This is a genomic window from Flavobacterium sp. TAB 87 (assembly GCF_001529295.1).
Taxonomy (GTDB): Bacteria; Bacteroidota; Bacteroidia; order Flavobacteriales; family Flavobacteriaceae; genus Flavobacterium.
In genome coordinates this window covers 36,054-53,881 of sequence record NZ_LLWK01000030.1, presented here as the reverse complement: position 1 = coordinate 53,881, position 17,828 = coordinate 36,054, and the positions used below count along the sequence as shown (strand labels likewise).

16 protein-coding genes are annotated in these 17,828 nt (G+C 33.3%); 3 read left to right on the top strand and 13 right to left on the bottom strand.

The genetic code is table 11. The features are described 5' to 3' along the window. Positions 1-35 precede the first annotated feature (35 nt). Positions 36-1,136 carry a PAS domain-containing sensor histidine kinase gene (locus tag AP058_RS03155; RefSeq protein ID WP_066306851.1) on the bottom strand — a complete coding sequence of 367 codons (1,101 nt, stop codon included), beginning with the start codon at positions 1,134-1,136 and terminating at the stop codon, positions 36-38. Positions 1,137-1,609: 473 nt separating this feature from the next. Between AP058_RS03155 and AP058_RS17195 the strand changes: the two genes are divergently transcribed. Continuing rightward, complete coding sequence (locus AP058_RS17195; RefSeq protein ID WP_255357070.1) at positions 1,610-1,732, top strand: hypothetical protein; 123 nt, start codon at positions 1,610-1,612, stop codon at positions 1,730-1,732. Positions 1,733-1,845: 113 nt separating this feature from the next. Here the strand turns inward: AP058_RS17195 and AP058_RS03150 are convergent, their stop codons facing one another. The 3 genes from AP058_RS03150 to AP058_RS03140 form a co-directional block, all read right to left on the bottom strand. Beyond that, a complete protein-coding gene (locus AP058_RS03150; RefSeq protein ID WP_066306849.1) occupies positions 1,846-2,709 on the bottom strand; it encodes a hypothetical protein in 864 nt (287 codons plus the stop codon). A gap of 38 nt (positions 2,710-2,747) precedes the next feature. Then, entirely contained in the window at positions 2,748-3,566 is an 819-nt protein-coding gene (kdsA, locus tag AP058_RS03145) for a 3-deoxy-8-phosphooctulonate synthase (RefSeq protein WP_066306848.1), read from the bottom strand. Positions 3,567-3,655: 89 nt separating this feature from the next. Then, positions 3,656-4,105 (bottom strand): 2-dehydro-3-deoxyphosphooctonate aldolase, encoded by a 450-nt coding sequence (locus AP058_RS03140; RefSeq protein WP_066306847.1) that lies wholly within the window; start codon positions 4,103-4,105, stop codon positions 3,656-3,658. Between the two features lie 160 nt (positions 4,106-4,265). Between AP058_RS03140 and AP058_RS03135 the strand changes: the two genes are divergently transcribed. Then, a complete protein-coding gene (locus AP058_RS03135) occupies positions 4,266-4,628 on the top strand; it encodes an STAS/SEC14 domain-containing protein (RefSeq protein WP_066306846.1) in 363 nt (120 codons plus the stop codon). Between the two features lie 13 nt (positions 4,629-4,641). On the opposite strand, the gene AP058_RS03130 is transcribed toward AP058_RS03135, so the two are convergent. The 9 genes from AP058_RS03130 to AP058_RS03090 form a co-directional block, all read right to left on the bottom strand. Beyond that, on the bottom strand, positions 4,642-5,313 hold the full coding sequence (locus AP058_RS03130) for a lysoplasmalogenase (RefSeq protein WP_066306845.1): 672 nt from the start codon (positions 5,311-5,313) through the stop codon (positions 4,642-4,644). A 17-nt stretch (positions 5,314-5,330) separates the two neighbouring features. Next, on the bottom strand, positions 5,331-6,590 hold the full coding sequence (locus AP058_RS03125) for a sterol desaturase family protein (RefSeq protein WP_066306843.1): 1,260 nt from the start codon (positions 6,588-6,590) through the stop codon (positions 5,331-5,333). 64 nt (positions 6,591-6,654) lie between these two features. After that, positions 6,655-6,930 (bottom strand): ATP-dependent Clp protease adaptor ClpS, encoded by a 276-nt coding sequence (locus AP058_RS03120; protein WP_066306840.1) that lies wholly within the window; start codon positions 6,928-6,930, stop codon positions 6,655-6,657. A 30-nt stretch (positions 6,931-6,960) separates the two neighbouring features. Next, a complete protein-coding gene (gene prmA, locus AP058_RS03115) occupies positions 6,961-7,797 on the bottom strand; it encodes a 50S ribosomal protein L11 methyltransferase (RefSeq protein WP_066306838.1) in 837 nt (278 codons plus the stop codon). A 254-nt stretch (positions 7,798-8,051) separates the two neighbouring features. Next, complete coding sequence (locus tag AP058_RS03110) at positions 8,052-10,007, bottom strand: DUF349 domain-containing protein (protein WP_066306836.1); 1,956 nt, start codon at positions 10,005-10,007, stop codon at positions 8,052-8,054. 414 nt (positions 10,008-10,421) lie between these two features. Further along, positions 10,422-11,171 (bottom strand): shikimate dehydrogenase, encoded by a 750-nt coding sequence (locus AP058_RS03105; protein ID WP_066306937.1) that lies wholly within the window; start codon positions 11,169-11,171, stop codon positions 10,422-10,424. A 2-nt stretch (positions 11,172-11,173) separates the two neighbouring features. Continuing rightward, positions 11,174-12,568 (bottom strand): tetratricopeptide repeat protein, encoded by a 1,395-nt coding sequence (locus AP058_RS03100; protein WP_066306835.1) that lies wholly within the window; start codon positions 12,566-12,568, stop codon positions 11,174-11,176. A gap of 167 nt (positions 12,569-12,735) precedes the next feature. Further along, positions 12,736-13,932 (bottom strand): aspartate aminotransferase family protein, encoded by a 1,197-nt coding sequence (locus AP058_RS03095; protein ID WP_066306833.1) that lies wholly within the window; start codon positions 13,930-13,932, stop codon positions 12,736-12,738. A gap of 122 nt (positions 13,933-14,054) precedes the next feature. Further along, the gene (locus tag AP058_RS03090; protein WP_066306935.1) at positions 14,055-15,692 is read right to left on the bottom strand and encodes an OstA-like protein; all 1,638 of its coding nucleotides are present in this window, start codon (positions 15,690-15,692) and stop codon (positions 14,055-14,057) included. Positions 15,693-15,926: 234 nt separating this feature from the next. Between AP058_RS03090 and AP058_RS03085 the strand changes: the two genes are divergently transcribed. Next, entirely contained in the window at positions 15,927-17,792 is a 1,866-nt protein-coding gene (locus AP058_RS03085) for an alpha-amylase family protein (protein WP_066306832.1), read from the top strand. The last annotated feature ends 36 nt before the right edge of the window (positions 17,793-17,828 follow it).

The following is a 17,828-nucleotide window of genomic DNA, read 5'->3' as shown; positions in this document are numbered from 1 at the left end:
CGCCTGATTTTTTACTTTTAGAAAACAATTTAATTTTAAGACTTGAAGGATATCATAAATTTAGCTCCTTGATCGACTTCGCTCTCTAAACCTATTTTTCCGCCCAAGTGCATCACATGGTTGTACACCAAATACAAACCAATACCTGTGCTGTCCTCGTATGAATTAAAGGTTTGATGGAGTCCAAAAATTTTATCTTTTACAACAGACATATCGAAGCCAATTCCGTTATCCTGAATAATTAATTGTTTAACACCATCAATTTCTTGGGTTTTGATGTGTATTTCTGGCGCGACATTTCTTTTAGCATATTTGATAGCGTTGGTTATCAAATTAAGGAAAATGCTATGTAAAGCAGCTTTGTTAAATTTTATTGTTGGAAGATCAGTAAAATCAGTTGTGATTTTTGCTTGAGAATGATGCACCAGCGAGTGTATGGAAGTAATGACATCTTTTGCACTACTTTCAAAATTTAGTAGTTCTAACTGTTTGTCGTTCGCGTTTTTCTTATCCAAGCTTTTCATGGCTTCCGTAATCGTTTTCTTAAGGTTCTGTGTAGATTGCTCCACGATTTCTAACAGCTCTAGCGTTTCTCCGTCAGTAATTTTTGTGGTATCGATTAAGTCAAAAACCGACAATAAGTTATTAATAGGCGAGCGTAAATCATGGGCATTTGCATAAGCGAGCTTTAATAAATCAGTATTAGACTGCGTTAGCATTTTTAGATGCTTTTTGCGCTCTAGTTCCACTTCTTTTTTTGCCGTTACATTTTTACCAATGGCGTAAATGACTTGCTTATCCTCTACTGGATGCGACGTCCAGTGAAGCCAAATAATAGTTCCTGCTTTAGATACGTAACGATTTTCAAAATTAAACAAACCAACTTTTTTTGTCAAATTTATTCTTGCACTTGCGGTTTTATCTTGATCAGCTTCAAAAATAAAATCATTAATGGGTCTGGAAAATAATTCCTCTTCCGAATATCCCAGTAATTGGGAAACCGCAGGATTTATGCTTTTAAAATACCCATCAAATCCAGCGATGCACATAAAATCTGGAGAGGTTTCAAAAAAATCTTCGAGAGAAAAAGCCCGTTCTAAATCAACTTCTTGTTTGGTGGTATTAGTTGTAGACATACTTTTGTTTAGGATAAAATTATAAAAGTAACGTAGGAAATTTATGTTAAGAGGCGTCAGAATGATTTTGAGGGTCAAATCAACTGAGATGCTATTCGTTGTAAATGTGAGGGATAATGAGTTGTAAATTACAATAAATTATCCAACGAAATGAAAGTTTTATTAAATTTAAAATCTTTTTTATTACTTACAATTTTAGAAACCTAACAGTCTCAATTTCCTGAAGGTTATAGATATAAATGCGAGCAATAGAGCTTTAATTCATAACTTACTTTACTAGGAATTAATGCGATAAAGTCGAATTATCCTCTGAATAGAATTTTAATATAATACTTTTTTCTTTCTATTGATAAGCTGAAATTTTGAAACTTTTTTTAAATCTTATATAAAATGTACTTAATTTAAATTCCGAAATTTACTTTATCGAATTGTAATTAATTAAAATAAAACATTTAACCTTAAAACACATTATTATGAACAATATATTTAGAGGACTTTTAGCAGGCTACGGTGCAAAAAAATTGGGTGGAGGCTGTTTCGGAACAATTTTCGTTTTTATTCTTCTTTGGGTTTTGTTAGGTCAATGCAGTCACTAAAAATATTTTTGACTAAGAAGATATTTTAACATCATATAGGAATTAGTATTAAAATAAAAAAGCAACATTTAATAATTTTTAAATGTTGCTTTTTTATGTAAAATATTTTAAGTTTAGATCCTAAAAATCCCCCCAAAAGCTATAATCTTTTGAAAGAAGAAAAAATCTTGTGAAGCTTTGTCATCAGAGCTAGCGGTAGTGCGAATGTCTTGCATATTTATATATCCACCTTTAACCTCTCCTTGCACATAAAAATGTTTAAAAAATGTCACATTTAAACCTGCTTTTAAAGAAGTCCCAAAACCAGAAACATGAAAAGCATCATTTCGGTCTTTACCCAATAAAGTTGTATTTGTTTTTGGATATAAAACACCAACACCAACACCTTCGGTTAGATTAATCTGTACTTTATCAATGTTAGGAAGTCCAAACCACCTCGAGATATCGTCAAAGCGCGAAATTTCGGTATGCACGTAATTCAAGCCGTCTGTATGCTCAAATTTTAAAAAAGTTCCGTCCTCAAATGGAATTGGAGTATTATTATAGACGCCATTGTGGACTGATCCTGCAGCATCAATTGGCAAATTTACAGTTCCCGAAACACTTGCAATTTGATTTTGAGTCATCACATATTTCATGTGATCCACACCAATTGTTACGCTATAATGGTCGCTAAAAAAATAACCCAAACGTAAATTTGTTTGTGGGATCGTCATTCGCGCAGGATTAATATAATCTACGTGCCAACCTTTTGGTTTGTCGTGAGCCGACATATTATGAACCGTAAAATTATAATCTGTACCTCTAAAATGAACATCAGAATCGGTAAAGGTTTCTCTATTTCCGCCCCACATTACAAAGAATTTTCCCTTGTTGTGAGCGGTGTATTTTTGCTGAACATCAATTTCATCTTGAGCAAATAATGCTGTTGAAAAGCTCAAAGCGAAAAATGTTAATACTAAAAATTTTGTTTTCAATGTTGTGGTATTTAATTTTAAACTGAAAAAAAGTGAAATTAAAATTGATTTATGGTTTTTCTGATGGCAACTAATTTCTTCATCAAACCTTCAAAATAATCCAGGTGCAACATATTAGCACCGTCGCTTTTGGCATTAGCGGGATCAAAATGAGTTTCGATAAAAATACCGTCCACACCGACTGCAATACCAGCTTTGGCAACGGTCTCAATCATGTCTGGTCGACCACCTGTAACCCCCGCTGTTTGGTTGGGTTGTTGTAAAGAATGCGTAACGTCTAAAACGGTTGTTGCGTACTGTTGCATTGTCGGAATACCACGGTAATCTACAATCATGTCTTGGTATCCAAACATCGTTCCGCGATCGGTAATCATTACGTTTTCGTTTTGGCAATCCAATACTTTTTGTACGGCATGTTTCATGCTTTCTGGACTCATAAATTGTCCTTTTTTCAAATTCACCACTTTTCCGGTATTTGCCGCAGCGACAACCAAATCAGTTTGACGAACTAAAAAAGCAGGAATTTGCAAAACATCTACATATTCAGCTGCCATAGCTGCATCTTCATTGGTATGAATATCGGTAACGGTAGGAACATGAAAAGTTTCTGATACTTTTCGTAATATTTTTAATGCTTTTTCATCTCCAATTCCAGAAAAACTATCAATTCGAGAACGGTTAGCTTTTTTAAACGAACCTTTAAAAACAAATGGAATTTGTAATGAATCTGTAATACCAACTAATTTTTCAGCAATTCGAAGAGCCATTTCTTCACTTTCGATCGCGCAAGGTCCTGCTAGCAAAAAGAAATTTCCGCTTTCTGTATGCTTAATTTGTGGAATATGGTGTATGTTCATAATAAGAGTTTTTGAGTGTGCAAAGGTAATTAGGATTTATCACTTAAGGTCTAGTAATTAGGATTTATTTAGGAAGCGAATGCTGTTACTTATTTACGCAAAGTCAGGCCGACTGGAACCATTAAAATTCCTTTTTCATAAATATTTAGATATAGTATAATGGGCTTTTTCTGTCCCTCCCATTTTAGTTCATAAACGTCTAAAAAACCAGCTCCCATGTCACTTCTTTTAGATGGAAAAGGACAACAACTTTCTAATTTTGTATAGGCAATCGCTTCTCCTTTTGGTCCTGCTAATGCTTCTAAAAATCTTTTCTCGTTCGCTAATTCGTCACGGGTAGTTCTAAAAAAGATGTTGATCGGATAATCTTTATCATAGCCGTATTTTTTGTCTGTACAAAACTCCGTAATTACAAAAGTATTATTTTTGGATAATGTTAAATTGGGTGCGTTATCATCTACATTCTTGAGGGTTGATTTTGAACTAACGCACGAAGCTAAAACGATAAGGCAGAAAATGGTAATACTAATTTTTTTCATACTAATAAAGGATTTTCAATAATGTAATACAAAAATAAGGCTAATACTTGCACTTTTAATGGTAGAATATTGATTTATAAAGTAATTAATTTCTGAGGTTTCACATATTTGTTTTAAATTTATAAGAATAAAGTGAGTAAAACCTGAAAAAACTTGTATTATGATGAAACTAATGTCTGACTTGCCTGACGATGTTTTAGGCATTGTTGCTGAAGGAAAAATTACACCAGCTGATTATGAAACTGTGTTAATTCCTGCTGTAGATAAGCTTTTAGAACAGAATGAAAAAATTAAAATAATTTATCAGTTAGCAGAAAATTTTGAAAATTTTGATGTTTCCGCAATGATTGACGATTCAAAAATTGGAATGAAACATTTGGCACAATGGGACAAAGTAGCGTTAGTTTCAAATCATCGAACCATCAATACTTTTGTCAAATTTTTTAGTTATTTGATGCCCTGTGAAGTACGTGTTTTTGCGAACGATTCATTACTAGCAGCGAAGCAATGGATTGTATTATAAATTAAGGAACACATTATTTTTTTTTATTTAAATCTACAATGCTGGTACTTATTAGATATTGGGCAATTAAGTAGGTGCTCATGATCCAAAATGTAGCTTTTTCTATAGGCTCATAAAATTTATCAATTGCTAAAATACTGTCTGAGGCAACAAAAATAATTGCTCCCACTAATATAATTTTATTTTCGGGCGATTTCCATACAAAATAGCCTTTAAAAGCAAACAACAGCATTACTGAAATAACGATTGAATAAATAATAACGGGAATCTTTAAATCTGCTAAAGTCGGGAAAAGTAAAGTCAATAAAGTAATTAGATACACTACAATTATAGTTAAACCAATTCCGTAAAGAAGTTCCTTTTTGTGGTTCAAGTTCTCTTTTTGTTTTTTGAATACTAAAGTATAGCTTATGTGCGCTACCAAAAATGAAAGTAACCCGAGTATAAAATAAATGTTTTTTACTTCTTCAAATAATAGTAAAATATCACCTAACCAAGAAAGTATCAAACCAACAAGTAATAGTCTTTTAGTTGTAAAATGTGGAGCACAATAAACGCCTAAAATTAAAAAAGGCAATAGCACAGGTTTCAAGAACCAAGCGGTATTTTCTAATCCAAAAAGAACCAGAATTAAATAGATACTACTAATTACGATGTAACCTTTAAAAAATAATTTTTGATTCATAGTTGTTATTTAAGCAATTATAATTTTTTCTGTAGTTGAAACTCGTTCTTCATAAAATAAAATGCAACAAGAGTGGATAGTAAGCAGTAGACAATTACTATGTAGCTACTTCCTGTAAAAACTGTGTTTAAACCGAACCAATCTTTAAAAATAACGATTACGCTTACGGCCAAAACTAGTCTAGTAAATTCCCAGAAAACAGCTCCGGCGCTCTTGTCCAATAATTCGGAAGCACTATATATGCTTACCAAAATAAAAAAACCATACACGAAAATCTGTGGCAAACCAATTGTTGCAATATTAGAGAACAAATAAGTTACGAATAATAAAGTAATTAGCATTTGAATAATGGACCAATACTCTAATTTTCTAGAATTTTTTAAACCGTATTTTTCAAAATTATAAACGTCTTCAATCTTTACAACGGGATATTTTTCTTCAAAATTTTCAGGTCTCCATCCTGTTGGCTTAAACCAAATGGTTAATTTGTCATTCCAATGTTCGGCGCGCCATGCGTCTTTAATTAATAAAATCAGGTGTTGAAAATTAATCTTTATCGGATTCCACGTTTGCGCAGGTCTTGTAATGCCAAAAACTGGAGGAACTGTGTCGAGTTCTTCTTGAAAAGTTCCGAAAATTTTATCCCAGAAAATAAATATTTGGCCATGGTTTCGATCTAGGTATTCTGAATTGATAGCATGATGTACGCGATGATGAGAGGGAGTTACTAAAATATGTTCCAGAAACCCTAATTTTTTGATGTGTCTGGTATGGTACCAAAATTGCAAAAATAAATGCAAGGGCAATATAAGTGCGATTACAGTTGCAGGAACACCTAAAAGTGCTGCTGGAAAGAGTAAAAAAATAAATAGATTAGTCAAACTTGCAATGGGTTGTCGCAAAGCACAAGCCAAATTAAACTCTTCACTACTGTGGTGTATGGCGTGTTTATTCCATAAAAAATTTATTTGATGCGCTAGTCTATGACTCCAATAACCATAAAAATCGATTGCGATAAAGGCAATCAGGTAAATTGCAAGTGTATTTTCAACAGGAAAGAACGCCACGTTAGAGACCATCCACTCGTAAGAAAGTAACGTAATGCTGATTCCAAGAATGTCTTTTAATGAATTAGTGATTCCAGAATTAATACTTGCAACACTGTCAATTATCGGTGTATGATCTTCTTTTTTGTACCATCCATATAATTTCTCAATCACTATGAGAGTCAAAAAAATAGGCATCGTAATGATGAGTAATTTACCGTATTCTTCCATGAAAAAAGAGTCTATTTTACTCAAATATAGAATAAAATAGACTCTTTTTTTAAAATAGTAGAGTTTAAACGATCTCGGCACTCAGACCTGCTTCGAGAAGCTGCGAACATTGCGGTTTTAGTTTATCTAAAGTTCCTGTTTTAACAGTGCATTTACCGTTATAATGAATGATAAGCGAACATTGTTCGGCTTGTTCGGGTGTGTGACTGCAAACGCGCATTAAAGTATCTATCACATGATCAAATGTATTAACATCGTCATTGTATATAATTATTTCGTTATTAAAACCAACCGATTCCTTTTCGCGAACGCGTTCTCTTACTTTTTCTTTAGTACTCATTGTAAAGTTCTCATACTGTTAATGAATGTTTTACGAATTTACATATTTTAAAGATACCCAATTGTTTCTTTGAAATTTTTTAACATACGTCAATCCTTTTTCTGTGCAAGAAGCATCGATAAATGGTATGTCTTCTTCATAAAAACCACTTAGAAGCAAGGTTCCTTTTGGATTTAAACAATCGACGTAACTTTGCATGTCATTCAACAAAATATTTCTGTTAATGTTAGCAATAATAAGATCATAGTTTTTACCGGCTAACATCGCAGCATCTCCTTCGTAAACGGTAATTTGTTTGCATTTATTGCGCTCTACATTCTCAATTGAATTAAGATAACACCAATTGTCAATGTCGATCGCATCTGTAGGTTGTGCTCCTTTCATTTCAGCTAAAATTGCTAAAATTGCGGTTCCGCAGCCCATGTCTAGCGTTTTCATTCCGGTTACATCCGTTTCTAGCAAATGTTGAATCATCATATGTGTTGTCTCATGATGACCCGTTCCAAAACTCATTTTAGGTTCAATGATAATATCATATTCTGCAGTCGTTTTTGGATGAAAAGGAGCGCGAACGTGGCATTTTCCGTCTACGTCAATCGGCTCAAAATTTTTCTCCCATTCTTCATTCCAATTCACTTGATCAATTTCTTCAAAAGTGTACGTAATTGTAAATTCATCAGAGGTTAAAATAAAAATATCGTCAAGAATATTCTCATCCCACAAATCCTTTTTTACAAAAGCAGAAATACCAGTTTCAGTTTCAGTAAAGCTTTCAAAAGCTTTTTCGCCCAGTTCAGCAATAAGTATTTCTGAACCTAGTTCTCTTGGTTCAATTGCAAAATGATATCCTAAATATATATTTGACATGATAATTTTTTTTTGGCAAAGGTAAGCATCGATTAGAGAATTTACATGTAAAAGAGGTAAAGCTTTTAATTTTAAACTATAATAGACGATTGACGGAAATCTTTAGTTGTAATTAAGGCGCAGTTTGCATACAATCAATTTATCCGGTCGTTAACCACACTACAGTTTTAAAGAAAAAAATGCTAATTAGAAAAGTTATTGGAAACAAAAAGCGAGGCACATGTACCTCGCTTCTATAAAATCATATTTTTAGTTTATTGATCTAATTCTCTCAATTGATGTAGTTTGTCTTTTAAAACAGCCAGTCCTTCTTTATGAATAGCAATATTTTTACGCACCTCTAAAACAATTGAATTTTCTTTTTTAGCATTTTTTGTATTTGTAAAAAACTGAATATTATTTTCCAATTGAAAAATTTCGTTTTGTACTTCATCAATTTTTCGCATCAAGAAAATTTTCTCGTTATCTAATTTGCGTGTATCATTATTCTCTGACAAAGAATCAATTCGGTTGGTGAAACGGAGCATGTCTGTTTCTTTCTTACTCAAACTTAATTTTTCAAAAAGAGCATCCAAAATCTTATTGAATTTGCCTTCGATATGACGTCTTGAAAACGGAACCTTTCCTAATTGTTTCCAATTTTCAATATGCATTTTTATCGCATCTAAGTCGATTTTATGATCGCCTGTCATTTCAAAAGAACGCAAAGTTTCTAAATAGGCTTTCTTTTTATCGAAAGATTCTACTTCTTCACTGTTTTCTTCGCTTTTATGTTCTTTTAGATTGTCAAAATAATGATTACAAGCTTCTTTGAATTCTTTCCAGATTTTATCTGAATATTTTCGAGGAACATGGCCAATTTGTTTCCATTCGTCCTGAATTTTTTTCATAACAGGAGTAGAGCTAGAATAATCGGTACTTTCTCGTAAAGCTTTCGCTTTTTCGACCAAAGCCATTTTTTTATTCAAATTGTCTGTTTGGTCTTTTTTAATTTCTTTGTAGAACGAATTTTTTAAAGAATTAAATTTTCGAACAGCCGATTTAAAACCTGCCCAAGTCGCTTCGTTCACCTCGGTAGGAACTTTTCCGATAGCAAAAAAATCAGAACGCAACGCTTCTACCTTATCAATTTGTGCCAACCACTGCGAATGTGTATTCACTTTTTCGATTGCTAATTGATCTAGTTTTACAATTACTTCCTTCTTTTTAATTAGATTTTCAACTTCTAATTCTTTTAAATTCTCAAATAAAACCTCACGTTTATCGTGAATTTTTTTAGTTAACTCACTAAACTGATTCCAAATCTCATCACGATGATCTTTAGAAACGGGTCCAATATCTTCTTTCCACATGCGATGTAAATCTTGCAATTCTCTAAATGCTTTATTTACGTCAGCTTCTTGTGTTAATTCTTCGACGCGTGCAATAATTTTTTGCTTTTGGTCTAAATTGTGTTTAAAATCTAAGTCACGCGCTTCTCGATCTAAGTGTAAATAATCATAAAAATTCTCTACGTGAAAGTGAAAGTTGTTCCAAACGTGGTTGTATTTATCTTTTGGGATAGGTCCAGCATTTTTCCAACGTTCTCTCAGTTCGTTAAAATGCTTAAGCGTATCTTTTATGTTTTCTTGCGGGTTAATTAAGTTTTTTAGCTCTTCTACAATAGCTAAACGATCTTCTAAATTACCTTTTAAATTGGTCTGAAGACTTTTAAAATGTGCATTTAGTTTTGTTTTATAAACGCTATACGCTTCATCAAATTTTGATTTTAATGGAGAGTGGTACTCAAATTCTTCATTTGAATCGGTGTTTTCAGCGTTAAACTCTTCTTTTTTCTCTTCAATTAAATGATTGAATTCTACCGTAAATGCTTTCTTTATCTCATCTACATGCTCTTTAATCGACATTACTGTATCGGTAACAACCAGTTCTTTTAAGGCATCCACTAATTGCTCTAAAGAAAAAGTTCCGTAATCTTTCATCGGAAGCGTATGACGTTCTTTAAGTGTTTCATCTTCGCTTTCTTCTGCATTAGAATCATCAATCGCATCTTGTGCAGATTTTTTTTTCAGTACATCCCCATCTTCACCTACAGCAACTACATTGTTAACTACAGAATCGTCTGCAGGGTCAGTTTGCACAGAAGGTGCTGTTTCTCGATCGTAGTTTCCGTCTGCTTGTGGCAGGTTATCATTCGTTTCTTCTAACATCGTAATTAATGTTTAAGGTTTTATTTAATTATTTGACCGAAAGATAATAAAGCAGTTTTAAAATACAAAACAAAAGTGTTAATTATAAGGCAATTTAGTATGAATCTGTTATTGTTTCACAAGGTATTTATCGATTTACGAGATAAATAGCTATGTGTATAATTAGTAATCGGTTAAATACCTCTTTTTGCAAGTTTTTATTGAATTTTTACGTCTAGATTAATGTACTATTCGATCCGACAGAGCGGTATAGAATTAATCGGATCTAGTTGAGGAATGTAAATGTATACTCATTATAATTTGAGTTGGAAAGAACACAGTTGACTATTATTTTTATATCTTAAAAGTATTTATTTTTAAGTCATAAAAAAACCTTCTGTAGTAAGAAGGTTTCAGTTTTTTTACGATCAATGGTTATCTGTTCCAGATTTGCCACGCTTTTTCGGCTTGAAAAACCAACATATCATATCCATTTTTAGTAGTAGCTCCTTTTAATTTGGCGCGTTTTAAAAACTCTGTTTCTGCTGGGTTATAAATTAAATCAAAAGCAATGTGTTTTTCTGTAAAAAATTCGTAGGGTAAATCGGGAGCAAGTTCTATATTTGGACTGGTTCCAACTGGTGTACAGTTAATTATGATTTGATAATTATCAAAAGTTGTAGCGTTAATTAAACTATAGTCAATAACGTCTTCTCTGGCTTCACGAGAAACAAAAGTGTATAAAATACCCAACTCATCCAGTGCAAAAGCAACTCCCTTAGACGCGCCACCCGTACCAAGAATTAAAGCTTTTTTGTGATGCGATTGCAACAAAGGCTTTAAAGACTTTTTAAATCCGTGACAATCGGTATTATATCCTTTTAATTTTCCTTTTTTAGTAAATTTAATGGTGTTTACTGCACCAATTTGACTTGCTTTTTTAGACATTTTATCTAAAAAAGGAATCACTTGCTGTTTATACGGAATCGTAACATTCATCCCATTTAAATCGGGATTATTTTTTATCAATTCCGTAAAATAATTAATTTCAGAAATATCAAAGTTCTCGTAGCTGCAACCTTTAAAAACTTCACCTTCAAATTTATTAGTAAAATAACCTTTCGAAAATGAATAGTCAATATTACGTCCTAAAAGACCATAACGCCTTCTTAAAATAGTACTCATATTTATTTTTTGTGTTTTGAAATGTAATTTTGAACTGATTTTTTGGTCCAAACTACTGGAAATAAATCTTCTATCAAGATATAGTTATCAAAGTTCAATCGCAACGCATTGCTCAAATGAAACTTTGCTTTGGTCAATTCTTGCAACATAAAATACAATCCAGCCAAACGATATTCAATTTCATTTTCTTCTGGAAAATATTCAGTTGCTTGTAACAATGTTTGCACGGCGCTATCAAATTCTCCCAAAAATTGTAGAATATCTACCCAAAACAACCACGTATCTAATGCGTGATCACCAAATTCAACTGCTTTTCTAAAACCAAATTCAGCCTCTTCGAACAAGTTCATGTGTTTGTTAATCGTTGCGTAGCGCTTCCAATACATGCGATTTTGATTGTCAATAGCCAGGGCTTTATTGACAAAAAATAAGGCTTTTTGATAGTTCTTCTGGCGCACATAAAAATCAGTTATGGCAATCCAACCTTTGTCTAAAAGAGGATCTTCATGAACCGTTTTATTGTAATATTTTAAAGCAAGTACATTGTTGCCTAAACGTTCGTAACACTTTCCAATGCGCAGTAAGGCGTAAGAAGTGGCATCGTCTAACTCAATTGTACGGTTGTAACTTTCGATTGCTTCAGAATATTTTTTAAGACGTTCGTAAGCTTTGGCTCGCTCCATAAAAGCGCCCAAAAATTCGTCATCAATTAAGGTTGCATAATCAAAAGCACGAATGGCATTTTCATATTCTTTTACACCATAATGCAAACGGCCCATTTGGTGCCAAGCAATCTCGCTGTATGGGTTTTTATCAATATATTTATTCAAATACGCAATGGCTTCCTGATTTTGATCTAAAAATTCAAAACAGTACACCACATTATACAAGGCCGATTGGTCTTCTAAATCTTCTTCTAAACATTTAATAAAACTGTCTTTTGCCATCTCTAAATTATCCATAAAGAGATACTCCATACCAATTAAGTTATAGACATCGGCATAGTCATCAGTATATTCCAAAGCAATATTTAGCAATTCAACTGCTTTTTCATGTTGATCGCGTTTAGAACAGATGTTGGCTTTTTGAATGTAAATTTCCTCGTTCGTCGGTTCTATCGCATATAACTCATTTAAGAGTTTCTCTGCCAGTTCGAGTTTGTCGTCATACACTAGCATTTCTACTTGAACTAATTTTAAGCCGGTAGATTTGGGATGTTGATCTAGTGCTAACTTTAAGGCCTTTTTTGCTAAATTAGCCTTTCCCATGTCTAAATAATGAAGAATGATTTCTTCAAATTCTTCAGAATCAAAAAAGAGCACTTTGTTAGTTTTTAACATCGACTCAAATTTGGATAGAGATAGGTTATAATCTTCTTCTTCGTTGCTTAACTGCATACTCTGTTTTTTTGAAATTAGCCCAACCTAAAGTTAGGCAACCCGATTGTCTTAAAAAATTAAAGATTGAATTGTTTTGAACAATTTAATTAACAATGCGGAACGTTTCTTTTATTATTGAATTAAAATTAGCTTTAAAATTATTCGTCAGCCAACTTTCTTTAATTTTACTTTACTTTTTGTTGTTCTAAAATTTCATCCATAACGTGCAAGATGATAGCGCAACCTTGTTTAATTTCTGTCTCTGAAATGGTCAACGGAGGAGTGATTCTAATGGCACAACCTTCAAATAATAACCAAAACAAAATCAGACCTTTATCTTGACAATTTAAAATTACTTGATTGGTAATTTCGGCTGTTTCGGTCATTGCTGCAAGCATTAAACCTTTGCCTCTGACTTCCGTTATCAAAGGGTGTACCAAAAGGGATCGGAACAGTTTTTCTTTTGCTAAAGCATCTGACATCAAACTAGTCTCGGTAATTTCTTGCAAGGTTGCCAAACAAGCTGCCGCAATGACAGGATGACCTCCAAAGGTAGTTATGTGTCCGAGTTTAGGATTATCAGTTAGTAAGTCCATTTTTTCTGAGGAAGCGGTAAAGGCACCAACAGGCATTCCGCCACCCATTCCTTTGCCCATAACCACAATATCTGGAATGACATTGTAATTTTGAAATCCAAATAATTTTCCAGTACGACCAAATCCAGGCTGAATTTCATCTAAAATCATCATGGCGCCAACGGCATCACAACGTTCACGTACTTTTTGCAGATAGTTATTTTCTGGCTGAATAAATCCTGCTCCACCTTGTATGGTTTCGAGAAGAACTCCAGCAGTTTTTGTTGTTATTTTTTCTAAATCAGCTTCATTATTAAAGGTGATAAAAGCAACATCTGGCAATAAAGGACGAAATGCTTGCTTGCGCTCTTCTTTTCCCATTACACTCATAGAGCCCATGGTATTGCCATGATAGGCATCAAAGCACGAAATAAGCTGACTACGACCTGTTACTCGTCGTGCCAGTTTTAAAGCGCCTTCAATCGCTTCGGTGCCAGAATTGACCAGATAGGTTTTATTTAAAGTTTCTGGTAGGAGCGACGCCATCAATTTGCAATATTCTACTGCTGGGCTTTGCGAGTATTCACCATAAACCATCACATGCGAATATTTATCCAATTGATCTTTTATAGCCTGATTTACTCGAAAATTTTGATGTCCTAAAGTACAAGCTGAAACTCCGGCTACAAAGTCTAAATATTTTTTATTATTCGTATCGTATATATAGGATCCTTTGGCGTATGAAACCTCCATTCCTAAAGGATAAGGAGAGGTTTGTGCTTGGTATTTTATAAAATCGGAGTTCATTATTTTGAGGTGCTATTTTTAAAGGGGCAAAGTTACAAAGACTTTTTATAGGACAAGAATTTTATGTTTAATCGTAAAAACAATCAGTTAATAAATTACAATTAATACTTAATACGTACGACTTATTTCTTCCCTTTCTTTTTATCGTAATTTTTAGTCTCTTTCCTAATCTTCATTGGAGTATTCTCTTTGCTTGCTTCTTTTTTTCCTTCTGCAATCATTTTATCATTCATCTGGTTTTCTTCTTCCGAAAAAATATCGTCTTTTGATTTGATGCGTTCGTCTCCGCGCCAGACTAAACCTCGCAATTTTCTAGCACTTTCTGGTAAGTCGGCCTCCGGGAAAATATCACCATCTACGTTATTGAAAAACGTAATAGTTTCCACTGCATTATCTTCCAAAATCATATTAATCTTACTGCTCTTATTTTTATTTATTCCAATAAGTTCATTGGCGTCATTTCTCATATAATAAATAACCTCGGTATTTTTTACCACATCTACATCGTGTAGTTTACCTTCTTTAAACTTCCCGAATAAATTGAGACCCTTTACCTGATTGAATCCAGTTCCTAAAGTGTCTCTTGACACTATAAAAGTATTGTTTAAAACTTTGAGAGAATCAATTTTTTTTGTTGTGTTGTCACCAACAAGATGCATTATGTCTCCCGTAATTTGACTTTCGCCATTCCATAATATTGGGCTTCCAATTAATTTAGTTAAAGCTGTTTTGGCGCTCGAATGGATGGAGTCACATTTTCCGCTCATATCCGTTTTATAAAAACGAACATTATTGTAAGCACGAATGATACGATTGTCTTCTTTGCCTGTAACCATTAGTTTTTTTCCATGAATGTAAACGGAATCGTTATCTACAAAATTGATCGCAACGGCTCTTTTAGTCACAAACATCGAATCTTTTTGCTTGTACACTTCGGCATAATGTCCTTTTACAACGCCACGATTAATAGAATCGGTAATTTTTACATTTCGAGTAGCAGACGCAAATTCGGTATTTCTATTGTAAAACAGACTATCGCCTTCAATACGTCGATCGTCGTATTTGATGTACGATTTTCTGAGCAAGTGTGCTACGTTTTTCTTGGTATCGTAAAAACCTTTCTCTGTATAAATATAATTGGTCTTACTAGTAATTGTAGAAGGTCCTGATAAATAAGTATGACCCGAATTGGTGTAATAATCCAAATGATTGGATTTTATAACGTAGGTCGGATTGGTAATTACCACCTTATCTAAAAATATAAACTTTTTTTCTTTCACGAAATAGCGACCAGCTTTACTAACCAAGGTATTGTCTTTGTTGACAATGGTTCCTTTGGTATTGTAATATACTTGCTGAATATTTCGATCAAAATTTATGGTATCTGATTCTAAAGTGGCATCAGGCGAAGTCATTACAGGATTACCTGTTGCAAAAGCTTTCTTTACATTTCCGTTGTACTCGGCATATTTGCTGTTTAAAAATAAGGTGTCCCCTTGCACTAATTGCACATTTCCGAACGCTTTTAGGTAATTTTCCTTCTGAAAAAAATAAGCCTTATTACAAGTTAAAACCACGCCATCATGACTCACTTTTACATTTCCAGTTAGTAAAAAAGCATCGGGAATTTCAGTCTGATTCATATCAGCATAATCAGAATGCTCAATATTTATTTTTTTCGGTGCTGGCGCTTGCGCGAAAGAAAAATTAAGCTTTAGCAGTAGCGAAACAAAAAAGAGTAAAAAAAGTATTTTTTTCAACGTTTTTAGATTTTTGTCAAATTTAACAAAAACCAATCAACCCCGCTGTTAATTAGGAATTATTTATAATTGATTTTGGAATTGTCTGCCTTTAAATTATTAACAAAATCAATCACTCTCTCGTTGTAGTGGGAGAAAAGTAGCCTTTAAAAAGGTTTATGCTCGTGGATTGCAATCCAATCTGAAAATAAAGTTTAATTTTAAAACTATTAATTATTTCCAAGTCAAAAAATTATGCACAAATTACTATACGTACCACTTTCTGTCTTACTCCTTACATCTGGCTGTAAAACCCAGCAAAATACAATTGTATCCGAAAAAGATTCTGAGTCTAAAAATCAAAAAATTGTCGTCTATCAGGTTTTTACCCGTTTGTTTGGCAATCAAAATACAAACAATAAGCCGTGGGGAACAATTGTAGAAAATGGAGTAGGTAAGTTTGATGATTTTAATCAAAAAGCATTGCAAGAAATTAAAGAGTTGGGTGTGACTTATGTTTGGTATACTGGCGTTCCACATCACGCCGTAGTTACTGATTATACTTCGTTAGGCATTTCTAATGATGATCCAGAAGTCGTAAAAGGTCGAGCGGGCTCGCCTTATGCGGTTAAAGATTACTACAATGTAAATCCAGATTTGGCTGTACATCCAGAAAATCGTTTGCAAGAATTTGAAGCACTAATTTCGCGAACACACAAAGCCGATTTAAAGGTTATTATAGATATTGTTCCCAATCACATCGCTCGTAAGTACGACGGAAAAACAAATCCTGATGGAGTGGTTGATTTTGGAAAAAATGACGATACTTCCATGGAATACAAACGTAACAATAACTTCTATTATATTCCCAATGAAGCATTTGAAATTCCGGATGGAGATGTGCCGTTAAATCAAGAAAGCAACCCGTTGATTGATGGGAAATTTGACGAATATCCTGCAAAATGGACGGGAAATGGATCCCGAAAAACAAAGCCTGATCTTAATGATTGGTACGAAACTGTAAAAGTAAATTATGGCGTTCGTCCTGATGGAACTAAAGATTTTTCAGAATTACCTGTTGGTTTTGAAAAGAAAAACTATCAAGAGCATTTTAATTTTTGGAAAAGCAAAGACGTGCCAGATTCTTGGAAAAAGTTTAAAGACATTGCTTTGTATTGGATCGATAAAGGAGTAGACGGGTTTCGATACGATATGGCAGAAATGGTTCCGTATGAGTTTTGGAGCTATATGAATTCGGCGATTAAAGTAAAAAATCCAAATGCTTTTTTAATGGCTGAAGTTTATAATCCGAAGGAATACCGCAATTACATTCATTTAGGAAAAATGGATTATTTGTATGATAAAGTCGAAACGTATGATAAATTGAAAGACGTAATTCAAGGAAAATCAAATCCAGATGGATTGAGTTGGATACAAAAAGAAATGAGTGATATTGAACATCAGATGTTACATTTTGTAGAAAACCACGACGAGCAGCGTATTGCAAGTCCAGAATTTGCAGGAAATGCAGAAAAAGGTAAGCCAATGATGGTGTATTCGGCAACCGTGAGTACGTCGCCAACAATGATTTACTTTGGACAAGAAGTAGGTGAAAAGGCAGCCGAAAATGCAGGTTTTGGAACGGAATCTCGAACATCAATTTTTGATTACATCGGTGTTCCTAATCATCAACGTTGGATGAGCAAGGGTAAATTTGATGGAACACAATTAACAACAGCTGAAAAAGAATTGCGTGATTTTTATAAGAGATTGCTGAATTTTACAATTTCTAGTCCTGCATTGATGGGCGATTACCAAGAAATTCAAACCTACAACAGAATTAATTCAGCGGCTTATCCTCAAAATGTATATTCGTTCGCACGTTGGTCTACTAAGCAAAAATTACTTGTTGTTACTAATTTTGATTCTGAAGAAAATATAAAATTTGATTTAATATTTCCGTCTGACTTAATTTTAAAATGGAATTTAAAAGATGGAGCCTACCAGATGAAAGATCAGTTGTATCCAAAAAACAATACTAATTTACTAGTAAAAAATGGAGTTGGAATGCTTCAAATTGAAATGCAACCTTTAGAATCTTTTATTTTTCAGCTGGAATAATTTTTATTATTTTTTCAAGGAATGAATTGTGATTAC